Source organism: Vibrio sp. B1-2, assembly GCF_963888445.1.
In the GTDB taxonomy this organism is placed as follows: domain Bacteria; phylum Pseudomonadota; class Gammaproteobacteria; order Enterobacterales; family Vibrionaceae; genus Vibrio; species Vibrio anguillarum.
In genome coordinates this window covers 36,993-49,662 of sequence record NZ_CAWPJH010000004.1, presented here as the reverse complement: position 1 = coordinate 49,662, position 12,670 = coordinate 36,993, and the positions used below count along the sequence as shown (strand labels likewise).

Annotated in this window: 11 protein-coding genes; 1 reads left to right on the top strand and 10 read right to left on the bottom strand. The window is 45.8% G+C overall.

All coding sequences use genetic code 11. The annotated features are described in order from the left end of the window. The first annotated feature begins 161 nt into the window (after positions 1–161). Positions 162–1,493 carry an exodeoxyribonuclease VII large subunit gene (xseA, locus tag AACQ75_RS02220; RefSeq protein WP_170889403.1) on the top strand — a complete coding sequence of 444 codons (1,332 nt, stop codon included), beginning with the start codon at positions 162–164 and terminating at the stop codon, positions 1,491–1,493. 4 nt (positions 1,494–1,497) lie between these two features. Here the strand turns inward: xseA and AACQ75_RS02215 are convergent, their stop codons facing one another. The 10 genes from AACQ75_RS02215 to pepB all read right to left on the bottom strand — a co-directional run bounded on the left by AACQ75_RS02215 (position 1,498) and on the right by pepB (position 12,603). After that, complete coding sequence (locus AACQ75_RS02215) at positions 1,498–1,722, bottom strand: zinc ribbon domain-containing protein (protein ID WP_199871416.1); 225 nt, start codon at positions 1,720–1,722, stop codon at positions 1,498–1,500. Positions 1,723–2,342: 620 nt separating this feature from the next. Then, the gene (gene der / locus AACQ75_RS02210) at positions 2,343–3,830 is read right to left on the bottom strand and encodes a ribosome biogenesis GTPase Der (protein ID WP_029388206.1); all 1,488 of its coding nucleotides are present in this window, start codon (positions 3,828–3,830) and stop codon (positions 2,343–2,345) included. Positions 3,831–3,979: 149 nt separating this feature from the next. Continuing rightward, a complete protein-coding gene (gene bamB / locus AACQ75_RS02205) occupies positions 3,980–5,140 on the bottom strand; it encodes an outer membrane protein assembly factor BamB (RefSeq protein ID WP_026027694.1) in 1,161 nt (386 codons plus the stop codon). 12 nt (positions 5,141–5,152) lie between these two features. Next, entirely contained in the window at positions 5,153–5,767 is a 615-nt protein-coding gene (locus AACQ75_RS02200; protein ID WP_013857490.1) for a YfgM family protein, read from the bottom strand. 38 nt (positions 5,768–5,805) lie between these two features. Further along, complete coding sequence (hisS, locus tag AACQ75_RS02195; RefSeq protein ID WP_017044251.1) at positions 5,806–7,074, bottom strand: histidine--tRNA ligase; 1,269 nt, start codon at positions 7,072–7,074, stop codon at positions 5,806–5,808. Between the two features lie 25 nt (positions 7,075–7,099). Continuing rightward, entirely contained in the window at positions 7,100–8,224 is a 1,125-nt protein-coding gene (gene ispG, locus AACQ75_RS02190; RefSeq protein WP_010320399.1) for a flavodoxin-dependent (E)-4-hydroxy-3-methylbut-2-enyl-diphosphate synthase, read from the bottom strand. Between the two features lie 8 nt (positions 8,225–8,232). Then, the gene (locus AACQ75_RS02185; RefSeq protein ID WP_170889402.1) at positions 8,233–9,177 is read right to left on the bottom strand and encodes a RodZ domain-containing protein; all 945 of its coding nucleotides are present in this window, start codon (positions 9,175–9,177) and stop codon (positions 8,233–8,235) included. Between the two features lie 301 nt (positions 9,178–9,478). Next, positions 9,479–10,600, bottom strand: a complete 1,122-nt coding sequence (locus tag AACQ75_RS02180; protein WP_026028096.1) for a bifunctional tRNA (adenosine(37)-C2)-methyltransferase TrmG/ribosomal RNA large subunit methyltransferase RlmN — start codon at positions 10,598–10,600, stop codon at positions 9,479–9,481. 209 nt (positions 10,601–10,809) lie between these two features. After that, complete coding sequence (gene ndk, locus AACQ75_RS02175; RefSeq protein WP_013857494.1) at positions 10,810–11,235, bottom strand: nucleoside-diphosphate kinase; 426 nt, start codon at positions 11,233–11,235, stop codon at positions 10,810–10,812. A gap of 72 nt (positions 11,236–11,307) precedes the next feature. Then, positions 11,308–12,603 (bottom strand): aminopeptidase PepB, encoded by a 1,296-nt coding sequence (pepB, locus tag AACQ75_RS02170; protein WP_026028095.1) that lies wholly within the window; start codon positions 12,601–12,603, stop codon positions 11,308–11,310. Between the last annotated feature and the right edge of the window lie 67 nt (positions 12,604–12,670).

Here is a 12,670-nt window from a genome sequence, read left to right as displayed (position 1 = left end):
ACAATGAACAGGATAAATCGATTTGGATTTGATATTGCGGTCGGATTATACGCCCGAGGTAATCGCTTGACCACTCATTTTTTCATTTTTAATTTGCATTCCAACCCTTGATATGTATTATATTGCCGCTAATTTCCATACCCTCGTCTAGGGGATTAGCCTTGCCTTCTTTGACCAACGAAAACATCTACACTGTCTCTCGTCTCAATGCTGAAGTACGCCTGTTACTTGAAAATGAAATGGGCATTGTGTGGCTCGTTGGTGAAATATCGAACTTCTCCGCTCCTGTTTCTGGCCATTGGTATCTCTCACTCAAAGATTCTCGCGCGCAAGTAAAATGTGCGATGTTCAAAAGCAATAATCGCTTTGTGACCTTCAAACCTAAAAATGGCCAGCAGGTACTTGTTAAAGCGCGTCTTTCTCTTTATGAACCCAGAGGTGACTACCAAGTCATTATCGAGAGCATGCAACCCGAAGGAGATGGTCGTCTCCAGCAAGAGTTTGAAAAGCTGAAGATGCAGTTGGCCGCGGAAGGGCTGTTTGCACAATCCAATAAGCGCCCCTTGCCGGAAAATCCTCAATGCGTCGGAGTTATTACTTCAAAAACTGGCGCAGCCCTGTTTGATATTCTTGATGTGCTCAAGCGGCGCGATCCAAGCTTGCCCGTCATCATTTATCCTACACTGGTTCAAGGCGAACAAGCGGCCATTCAAATTGCTCAAGCAATTGGTAGAGCAAATGCGAGGCAAGAGTGTGACGTATTGATTGTGGGTCGCGGTGGCGGTTCTTTAGAGGACTTATGGTGTTTTAACCACGAGATCGTAGCGCGCACAATTGCCGCTAGTCAGATCCCAATTATCAGTGCCGTCGGGCATGAAATCGATGTGACGATTGCTGATTTTGTGGCTGACGTACGTGCCCCAACCCCCTCCGCTGCTGCAGAATTAGTCAGCCGAGACAACAGTAATAAGCGACAAGCTTTCGCCTCATACCAGCACAAGCTACAAAGTGCGATGCGCTATTACACCAGTCAACAAGCGCATCATTTACGCGCTTTGGTTCACGCGCTAGAGAAACAGCACCCCACTTACCGCTTGCAGCGTCAAAGCCAGCAACTTGATGACACAGAAATGCGCCTACAGCGGGCGATACAGCGCTATATTTCGACTCAGCGTGAGCACATTGGCCAGCAATACCATCAACTGCAGTTGCATTCTCCCGTACAAACCTTAGCGAAGCAGCAGCATCGACTAGCCAAAAGCGAGCAACGATTACTGGACGTAATGGAGAAAAAACTCCTGCGCACAGCACACCGTTTAACGCTAGCTGCAGAGAAGCTTGACGCAGTAAGCCCATTAGCGACACTAAAACGAGGCTATTCGATCACGCGAGATAGCTCAGGCAAAGTGATTCACCGCGCTCGTGATCTAAAAACCGGCGATCAATTGATCACGCGAGTGGCGGATGGCGAAGTTTTCTCTACCGTTAATTAATCACTTAATCTTGTGCTTGAAACTCAAATCGAATCTTAGATTTTGATTTGAGCTCATTGCATGAGTTACAGAAAAAGTTTGCCGCGCCACACGCCTGCAATTTCTCCAGCTCAGAATCACACTCAGGGCAAAAACCAATTTTGTTAAAGTGATGTTTGCACTGAGCACAATGGTAACGCCCATCCCACGCCAGTGGATTTTGGCAACAAGGGCAAAGATTTTCCTGCATATTAATCCCATCTCTCTTTGTGTCTTTCACATAACATCTTTCACATAGTGTGATTTTGGTAGATGTTTTATATCGTTCGTTTTAATAGATAGCTCGTTTGCGTAGATAGATCGTGCATGTGATAGCCGACACTTCATCAAACGGCACGTATGGTCTCGGATTATCGAGAGTTCAGCTTTGATCTCTATCACAATACCTTTAGGCTCACCAACCACCTCATACACATTAGGCTATGATCGATAAAAGATCTCTGCCTGATCATTTGCTTTATCTGCTCCGTTCAGCGATCTACTCTCAAAAGAACATTTATATAACCACATACCGAAAGCATAAGTTACATATTCTGCATATGGATTTATAACGATACAAAATTCCATTTTATAGCTAATAAATCAAAAAAACCAGAATATATTAAAATGATCTTTTGGCGAAATGTTCTACTCATTTTGTTTGATACTTATACAAAGCAGCAACGTTGCCGTGCTCTGTTTTTCACTCAATCATTTTGGTACTGCACTTCATTTCCAGACCGCCACGTTAGTGAGACTCTATCGCCAATGATAAATTTTAGGCAAAAAAATACCCAAGTCTAAACTTGGGTATTTCAGTTATGAGGAAGGCTACTTGCTGCGTCCTTTCATCATCGTCATTAAGCGTTTACGTTTACGCTCTTGAGATAAGGTCAGCTTATTCACTTTTCCTTCAAATGGGTTATCACTGCTTTGGAACTGGATACGAATAGGCGTACCCATGATTTCTAAAGACTTACGGTAATAGTTCATCAAATAACGTTTGTAAGAATCTGGCAGCTCATTCACCAAGTTACCGTGTACAACGATAATCGGCGGGTTATAACCACCTGCGTGAGCGTATTTAAGTTTTACGCGGCGGCTACGAACCATAGGCGGTTGGTGATCATCGGTTGCCATTTTAAGAATGCGAGTCAATACCGATGTACCAACACGTGTTGTCGCCGATTTATACGCTTCTTGAACCGATTCAAATAGATGACCAACACCCGTACCATGCAATGCAGAGATAAAGTGGATACGAGCAAAATCGACAAAGCCTAAACGGCGATCGAGCTCTTTCTTGACACGTTCTTTGACGTCGTTATCGAGCCCATCCCACTTATTGACTGCAAGCACTATCGAACGTCCGGCGTTTAGTGCAAAACCTAGCAGGCTAAGATCTTGATCTGAGATATTCTCACGAGCGTCAATGACTAACAGAACAACGTTTGCATCTTCAACGGCTTTTAAGGTTTTGACGACCGAGAATTTTTCAACCGTTTCGTTAATGCGAGTACGACGACGCACGCCAGCAGTATCAATCAATACATACTCGCGCTCATCACGCATCATCGGGATGTAGATGGAGTCTCGCGTCGTTCCGGGCATGTCGTAAACCACAACACGCTCTTCACCGAGAATGCGGTTGGTGAGTGTCGATTTACCGACATTCGGACGGCCAATGATCGCCAGTTTTATCGGCTGATCTTGCAGACGTTTGTATTCAGCTTCGGCTTCTTCTTCGGTGTAATCTAACTTTTCTTCTTCGGCATCTTCAAAGTCGGTTAGATCTTCGATTTCGCCTTCAGCCTGCTCGATCATTTCTTCAGCAAGTGGATTCAAAGCTCGGTCGATAAGGATCCCAACACCACGACCATGAGCGGCAGCAATTTGGTACATTTGATCGACGCCCAATTGCCAAAACTCAGCACTTGCAGCATCAGCGTCAATGCCATCCACTTTATTCACGACTAAAATAGCGCGCTTTTCAATCTTACGCAGATGTTGGGCGATCACTTCATCAGCCGCCGTTAAACCAGCGCGACCATCAACCATAAATAGCACAACATCAGCTTCATCAATCGCGGCCAATGACTGTTGAGCCATTTTCGTTTCTACACCCTCTTCACTACCATCAATACCGCCAGTATCGATAACAATGAAGTCGTGCTCACCCAATTTAGCTTGGCCATATTTACGGTCACGCGTTAAACCGGGGAAATCCGCCACCAACGCATCGCGAGTGCGAGTTAATCGGTTAAACAACGTAGATTTACCGACATTGGGACGCCCAACAAGAGCAACAACAGGAACCATACTAACCTCTACAATATTTTCTCTTATGTAGTTATAGGTAAACACTTGCTAGCAAGCATTAAATTTTTACCTATAACCACATCTATTTATTCAATAAAACGGCCCCTAACTGTTACCAGCCAGGAGCCGAATGTGAATTATATCACGATTTATTTTTTAATCGTCAGTTTCTTTACATTGCCATTACGGGTCATGCTGACATAACCATCATCGACAGCGAGAGGACTCACCGCAAAACCGCTCTTATCAACCAACTGTTGGGCAACGAATTCGCCACTGCTGCGATCAATCCAATGTAGATACCCTTCACTGTCACCTAGCACAAGGTAGCCATTGATAATCGCTGGCGCAGTTAGCAAACGGTGTTCAAGTTGTTTGTTGCTCCAAAGTTCGGTACCGCTTCTTGTATCCACAGCCACCACATGATCTTTGTCGGTCACCACAAATAATCGGCCACCATCGCTAGCCATGTCTGTTGCTGAAGAGTAATTCCGCTTCCAAGCTGGTTTGCCCGAACGCAGATCAATGGCGATCAACTGGCCATTAAAACCAACCGCATACAGCATGCCGCCAATCACGATAGGTGAGGCATCAACATCGACTAGGCGGTCAATTTCAGTGGCACCTTTAGGCATGCCAATCGGTTGTTGCCAAATCAACTGACCACGCTCAACGATAGCGGCAGCAAGACGGCCACCTGAGGTTCCCCAAAAAACACCGCCCGATACCGCAACAGGTTTGCTGTCACCTCTCAACGTTAAATTAGGAACTTCAGTACTGATGGTCCATTTTTGCTCACCCGTCGCTTGGTCTAAACTCACCAAAGTGCCACGACTGGTATTAACAATGATCATGTTCGCATCTGCAGCCGGAGCTGCTAGCACTTCACCGTCGACTTTAACTTGCCATACAAGCTCACCCGTAGCTTCATTAAGCGCAGTGACTAAACCGTTTTCACTACCAATGTAAATTTGGCTATAGGCCGCCGCTATACCGCCGGATAAACGCATGGTGCCATCTTGTTCAAGATCGGTTTTCCACAGCTCTTTACCCGTTTTAGGGTTCAAGGCTTTCACCAAACCATCACGGCTAGCAATAAATACTTTGTCGTAAGCGTATTCTGGAGATAACTTTGAGAAGTAATGCCCTACGCCATCACCAATCGATGTGCTCCACTGAGTTGTGGGCGTAAATTCACTGGTTACCATTGGCACAGGAGCCATGATAATGGTGTCTTCTTCACTAGCACACCCTGCAAGTGCTCCCAGCACAACGGCAGAAACGAGCACTTTGTTGAACAACTTTTTCATCAACTTGTGCCCTTATTTGGCAAGATCGTCCAGTTTCATCTGTAGCGTTTGGCTTGCATCGTCAGCTTGTTGTGCTTCCGTGTATGCCGCATAAGCCGCGTCCGTGTCGCCTTTACGCAGTGAGATATCACCACGCAGTTCCGCAATGCGTCCCGCCCACCCTTTCTCTGTGATGGTCGTAAGATCAGCTAAGGCGGCATCAAACTGGCCTTGTTCCGCTTTAATACGGGCCACGCGATAGGTCGCTAACGGTAGAATAGCATCATCTTTGGTGTTTGCTTTTGCCCATTCAAGCTGCGCTAAAGCTTCATCAATTTGACCCGCTTCTACTTGAACTTTTGCAAGTTGTAGTGCGGCTAAGACGGCATATTCTGTACCTTTATTACTATCAATAAAGCTCTCAACAACCATCTCTGCTTCTGCGCCTTTTGCAGCTAACTGAGTTACCGCTTTGCTATAACTTTCAGAAGCGGCTTCTTGCGCAGCAATAACGCTATCTTGGTAGTAACGCCAACCAAACAAGCCACCAAGGCCAATTACAGCACCAAAGATCACTGCTTTACCGTTCTCTTTCCACCAATCTTTTATCGCTTCAACTTGTTGTTCTTCAGTATCGTAGAGTTCCACTTCCTGTCCTCTTTAATAGATGTCTCAAATGCGCTTGCTTACACAAGATGCGTCAGTTTGCTCGCGACTTCAGTTTGAGAAATCGTAATTTGTTCACCACCGATAAGATCTTTGAGAACTACTGTGCTTTCTGCGACTTCATCTTCGCCTAATACCAAAGCCACCGCAGCGCCCACTTTATCAGCACGTTTAAATTGTTTTTTGAAGTTACCACCACCAAAATGGTTCATAACACGCAGCCCCGGAACCTGTTCACGCAACTGCTCAGCAAGTTTCATTGCTGCCATCATAGTGCCTTCACCCGCACTGACCATGTACACATCGACACTGCGACGCACGTCGGTCAGTTCCAGTGTTTCCATCATCAGCACTAAGCGCTCTAACCCCATGGCAAAACCCACTGCTGGTGTCGCTTTGCCACCCAGTTGTTCTACCAAGCCATCATAACGTCCACCGCCACAAACCGTACCCTGAGCACCTAAGCTTTCAGTGATCCACTCAAATACGGTGCGGTTGTAGTAGTCTAGGCCGCGCACCAAGCGCTCGTTAACTTGGTATTCGATACCCGCAGCAGTAAGAAGTTCACATAAACCTGCAAAATGTTGCTTGGATTCTTCATCTAGATACTCAGACAATTTGGGTGCGTCACCTAAAATCGCTTGAATATCTGGATTTTTAGTATCGAGTACACGCAGTGGGTTGGTGTACATACGACGTTTGGCATCTTCATCCAACACCTCTTGATGCTGCTCTAAATAGTCAATCAAAGCGGTGCGGTAATTGGCACGCGCTTCAAGAGAACCAATTGAGTTCAGTTCCAAACGAACATGTTTGTCGATGCCCAATTCACGCCACAAACGCGCGGTCATCATAATCAGCTCGGCATCAACATCAGGGCCATCCAGGCCAAACACTTCAACCCCACATTGGTGGAATTGACGGTAGCGCCCTTTTTGCGGACGTTCATGACGGAACATCGGCCCCATGTACCATAAACGTTGCTCTTGGTTGTAGAGCAAACCATTTTCGATACCAGAACGGACACAACCTGCGGTACCCTCTGGGCGAAGCGATAAACTGTCACCATTGCGATCTTCAAAAGAATACATCTCTTTTTCAACCACATCGGTCACTTCACCGATCGCACGGCTAAATAGATGTGTCATCTCAACGATAGGCATACGTACTTCATTGTAGCCATATGCACTAATCACGTTTTTCACTGTGCCTTCCACTTTTTGCCAAAGTGGAGACTGAGTTGGGAGGCAGTCGTTCATGCCTCGAATTGCTTGAATTGTTTTTGCCACAATACTTACCGTAAGGTCGTTGAGATTAATTTTGTTCGATTTGAGTCACGTTGATTCGGTTCTTCTCATCGAGAATAGAGGCCTTCGCGCGAATTTTCGCTTCGAGTTGGCTGACCAGATCATCGTTATCAAAACGCTCTTTCTGGCGGACGCCGTCTTCGTAGAATGCACTTTTCTTGTTGCTGCCAGCCAAACCAAGATGAGAAGCTTCAGCTTCACCTGGGCCATTAACCACGCAACCGATGATCGAGACATCCATAGGTGTCAAAATATCTTCCAAACGTTGCTCTAACGCATTGACTGTGGCGATCACATCAAACTCTTGACGTGAACAGCTTGGACAAGCGATGAAGTTAATGCCTCGCGAGCGAATACGCAGCGATTTAAGAATATCAAAGCCGACTTTGATCTCTTCGATCGGATCCGCAGCCAGTGAAATACGCAGCGTATCGCCGATGCCTTCGGCAAGCAGCATACCTAAGCCCACTGCCGATTTAACTGCACCGGCTCTTGCGCCTCCTGCTTCCGTAATACCAAGATGCAGAGGTTGGGCAATCTGTTTAGCCAGTAAACGGTAGGAATCAACGGCGAGAAAAACATCCGATGCTTTGACGCTGACTTTGAATTGATCAAAGTTGAGTCTTTCAAGAATGTCGACATGACGCATCGCTGACTCGACTAAAGCAGCCGGTGTTGGCTCACCATATTTCATTTGGATCTCTTTTTCGAGCGACCCACCATTCACGCCAATCCGAATGGGTATGTTCTTGTCACGTGCGCAATCGACCACGGCGCGAATACGTTCTTCGTTGCCAATGTTACCAGGGTTGATACGCAAGCAATCAACGCCATATTCGGCGACTTTCAACGCAATGCGGTAATCAAAATGGATGTCAGCCACCAGCGGGATGGATACTTGCTGCTTGATCAACTTGAACGCTTCTGCCGCGTCCATTGTCGGTACAGAAACCCGTACAATATCAGCCCCGACTTTTTCTAACGCTTTAATTTGAGCGACCGTTGCCGCAACATCGGTAGTGCGCGTGTTGGTCATAGATTGAACAGCAATAGGAGCACCATCACCGATGGGCACATTACCGACATAAATACGCGTCGATGAACGACGCTTAATTGGAGATTCGTGTTGCATAGTATTTTCTAAGGTAAGGTGAATCGAGCGACTTTACCGGAAGTATACCCAGAAAGGTCTACAGGTTCACTTGCAAATGTCATTGAAACGCTTTCAGGCGCGCCAAGAATGATTTGAAACGGAGCTTCACCTTGCAAGGTTACGGTTTGCCCTGATTTTTTAATCCCAGTGGAAAGGGTTTTGCCTGCTGCATCTTTCACCTGAATCCAACAATCTGCGCTGAATGTGAGCGTTAGAGGAGCGTATGGATTCGTTGCATCCTGCGGTGGCGTCTTATCCAATACAGGATCGTCGCTCGCACTCAGGTCGGCTTCGGCTGTATCATCTTCAGGTGAAGGGATAAGTTCTGCAGCCTGAGTGTTGATTTCTACAGGGATATCCACCGCTTCTACTTCTACTTGAGATTCGTCAACCGTAGGCACTAATTCAGGAACGGTCGTGAAATCCTCATCTCGCAAACGCTCAACGGATGTCGACGTGATTGATGGTGAACTCTCAATCACAACATTCTCTTGTTCTTGGTTTTGCCACCACCATAATGAGGAAATACCAATAATGATGGCAAAAATACCCCACGTCAGCGTCATAATACGGCTATCGTGTTTCTCTCGCTTGGTTTTCTTCGAAAAACTTTGCATCGGTTGCTCAGCGACAACCGTAGGATAGCAATCATCAAAGGAAGCTAAAATAACTGACTCTTTGATCCCGACGGCCTTCGCATAGGAACGTAAATAACCGCGAGTAAACGTCGCCACTTGGTCCGAGGCGAAGTTATTCTCTTCTAAACTCTGAATGATAGAGAGACGTAACCGCAACCTATCGGCAACTTGCTTTTGCGTTAATCCCAACGCTTCACGCTTTGCCTTTAATAAAGTACCGGGTTGCACCGTGTCTGTTTTTACATCTGCAATAATCTGTTCTTGTTCAGTAGTCATCCGTTTTGTACATCTCATTATGTTATGGCTCGAATGGCACCGTCATCACTTTTATTGTTATTAGTTCGTAGTAATAAAATGGTGCATTCCAACACGGTGAAAAATTTGCATTCATTGATGCAGGCGACAGTTCAAATTTAACATTACGTCAGTTAGCAATTCTAATGGATATTTGACGTTAAACAACATGGCTTTAGGAAAGAAATTACAGCTAGGTCAATATTTTTCATAAAATTGACGTCAAAATCGCGGAAAATTATTTCAAATGGTAAAAATGCACAAAGCCAGAGGAATCTCTGGCTTTGCTTTATCATCCGATTTAGACCGATTTGACAGGAATGACATCGCCACCCATTTGTTTCATTTTGGTCCGTTTGGTTCTATCAATCACATCACCTACTAGCTGCCCACAAGCGGCATCAATATCATCACCACGAGTTTTACGCACCGTCACTGTGTGTTCATACTGCATCAGTGTTTTTTGAAAACGGTCAATACGTGAATTACTCGGTTTTTTATAAGGTGAACCGGGATAAGGGTTAAATGGGATCAGGTTAATTTTGCACGGCGTGCCTTTCATCAACTTAGCCAATTCGTGCGCGTGGTCCATATCGTCATTGACGTGATCCAGCAACACATATTCCACCGTAACCTTGCCACGGTTTGCATTTGAAGTGGCGATATAACGACGCACTGAGGCTAAGAAATCTTGAATATCCCAGCGATCATTGATCGGCATAATTTCGCTGCGTAATTTGTCATTGGGTGCATGCAATGAAATCGCTAATGCAACATCGATTTGCCCTGTCATTTGATCAAGACCAGAAACCACGCCCGAAGTGGACACGGTGACACGACGTTTTGACAAGCCAAAACCTAAATCATCCAGCATGATCTCTAACGCTGGGATCAAGTTTTTCATGTTGAGCAGAGGCTCGCCCATCCCCATCATTACTACGTTAGTAATCGGACGACGACCAGTCTCTTTCTCAAGGCCAATTTCTCTCGCTGCGCGCCAAACTTGCCCGATAATTTCAGACACTTTGAGGTTACGGTTAAAACCTTGCTGAGCCGTTGAACAGAATTTGCATTCCAGAGCACAGCCAACTTGGGAAGAGACGCACAAAGTCGCTCGGTCTTCCTCTGGGATGTAAACCGTTTCAACATCTTGATCTCCTACACGCATCGCCCACTTAATCGTGCCATCAGACGAATGTTGTGCTTGTGAAACGATCGGCGCGCGAATTTCACAGCGTTGTTGCAGTTGCTCACGCAGTTTCTTGTTGATATTGGTCATTTGTTCGAAGTCATCACAACCAAAATGGTAGATCCACTTCATGACCTGATCAGCGCGGAACGCTTTTTCACTGAGCTCTTCAGCAAAAAATTTACGCAGACCTTGGCGATCAAAATCAAGCAGATTGACTTTTTCAATAGTCATGTGGCCTCTCAACGACGGAAACAATAAATAAGGGCGCGAATTGTACAGCCTTTATGCAGTAACAACAAGGGTTGTACAACCCTTCAATTACTAAGTCATTCAATGCTTGGCGGATTGTTTTTACTCTACAGCTCCCAACCATACGAGTATAAAAAAGCCTCACAACGTGAGGCCTTAATCGAAAGAATTTGGGATAAAAAACGCCAAGATTAACGAGAGAAAATCTCTGATTCTGGGAAGAAAAAGGCGATTTCACGTGCCGCCGATTCAGGACTATCACTGCCATGAACTGAGTTATGGCGCATGCTTAATGCGTAATCAGCACGAATGGTTCCACATGCCGCTTCTTCTGGGTTAGTTTTACCCATTAATTCGCGGTAACGAGCAATAGCATCTTCACCTTCAAGCACTTGAGCCATGATAGGCCCAGAGGTCATAAATTCTTTTAGTGCTGGAAAAAACGCTTTGCCTTCATGCTCAGCATAAAAGCCGCTCGCTTGCTCTTCGTTCAAATGTACCATTTTCGCAGCGATAATACGCAAACCTGATTTTTCGATACGGTGATAGATTTCACCAATCAAGTTACGTTCTACCGCATCGGGTTTAATGATAGAAAATGTTCTTTCTAGAGCCATAAGGTTATCCTTTTTCTTTTGTTTTTTTAGTTATAGTGAACCGCCCAAAACAGAGAGTTGAGCGGTTTTTCATTATTGAGCTTGGTCGGTCAAAATGCGTGCTAATGTACGCACCCCCATCGCCGTTGCACCTGCGGCCCATTTATCGCTTGCTGATTTGCGGTAAGTACCAGCGCAATCAAAGTGCAGCCACCCTTTTTTGTAATCTTCAACAAAGTAAGAGAGGAAGGCCGCTGCGGTACTTGCTCCCGGTGAATAATCACCTGAGCTGATGTTAGAGAGATCCGCAAAGCTTGAAGGCAACATAGAGCGATGAAACTCAGCCAAAGGCAGAGGCCATAAGCCTTCTTTCTCTTGGTGAGCTGCCACCAATGCCTGCTGGGATAAGCTCTCATCAAAGCTGAGTAGTGCATGGTAATCATTGCCGAGTGCATTTTTGGCGGCACCCGTTAATGTCGCGCAATCAATAATAAGCTGTGGTTTTTGCTCATTGGCATAAATCAAGCCATCGGCCAACACTAGGCGGCCTTCTGCATCGGTGTTCATTATTTCAACTGTGGTGCCGTTTTTATAAGTGATGATATCACCCAGTTTCAAGGCGCGTCCGGAAACCATATTTTCTGCACAACACAAAATGAGTTTCACACGTTTATTAAAACCACGCATGATAGCCAAACCAAGGCCACCGGTGATCGTTGCAGCGCCCCCCATATCCGCTTTCATCGCCGACATAAAGTTGGACGTTTTTAAACTGTAACCACCAGAATCAAAAGTAATGCCTTTGCCAATTAAGCAAGCAAAAACAGGAGCACTTTCTTTTCCTGTCGGATTGTAATCGAGTTGCAGCATAGCTGATGTGCGCTCGGAGCCACGCCCAACCGCATAAATACCTTCCCAACCTTCGGTGAGTAGATCTTTATCTTTGACAATGCGGTAGCTGACATGCTCAGGCGCTAGCGATTTGATGAACTCAGCCGCCATGGTCGCTAACTGACGCGGCGCGACTTCTTCGGCGCTTTTATTGATGATATCGCGCGTCCATTCCGTCGCTTTAATACGATATTCTAACTCGGCTTGATCTGACTCACTCAGCGGTTGCCATTCTAGTGTGTTGAGTTTTTTCGCTTCACGATAACCTTGGTAGAAAGCCCAAATATTTTCTAAGTGCCAACCATCACCTTGTAGGCTGATAGCTCTGATAGCTTGCCCATCAAGCTTACGTGCCGCGCGCTGAACCGCGCTGAGTTCATGCTCACTCTCAATAGCATGAATTGTGGCACCATTTTCTGAAAACGAAACAATCGCCTTTTCTCCCCACTGAGGCTGGGCAGCTTGTTGGCTGATAAATACGGACATCTTTGTAGACATGGTTTCTCCTTGCCTGAATATGGCCTCACCTGTGCCATTACGATTAAATAACCAAGGGATGTTAGCA

Coding starts and splice junctions, on each gene's coding strand:
- AACQ75_RS02215 (WP_199871416.1), bottom strand. CDS start 1,722: ATGCAGGAAAATCTTTGCCCTTGTTGCCAAAATCCACTGGCGTGGGAT.
- der (WP_029388206.1), bottom strand. CDS start 3,830: ATGGTTCCTGTTGTTGCTCTTGTTGGGCGTCCCAATGTCGGTAAATCT.
- bamB (WP_026027694.1), bottom strand. CDS start 5,140: ATGAAAAAGTTGTTCAACAAAGTGCTCGTTTCTGCCGTTGTGCTGGGA.
- ispG (WP_010320399.1), bottom strand. CDS start 8,224: ATGCAACACGAATCTCCAATTAAGCGTCGTTCATCGACGCGTATTTAT.
- AACQ75_RS02185 (WP_170889402.1), bottom strand. CDS start 9,177: ATGAGATGTACAAAACGGATGACTACTGAACAAGAACAGATTATTGCA.
- AACQ75_RS02180 (WP_026028096.1), bottom strand. CDS start 10,600: ATGACTATTGAAAAAGTCAATCTGCTTGATTTTGATCGCCAAGGTCTG.
- ndk (WP_013857494.1), bottom strand. CDS start 11,235: ATGGCTCTAGAAAGAACATTTTCTATCATTAAACCCGATGCGGTAGAA.
- pepB (WP_026028095.1), bottom strand. CDS start 12,603: ATGTCTACAAAGATGTCCGTATTTATCAGCCAACAAGCTGCCCAGCCT.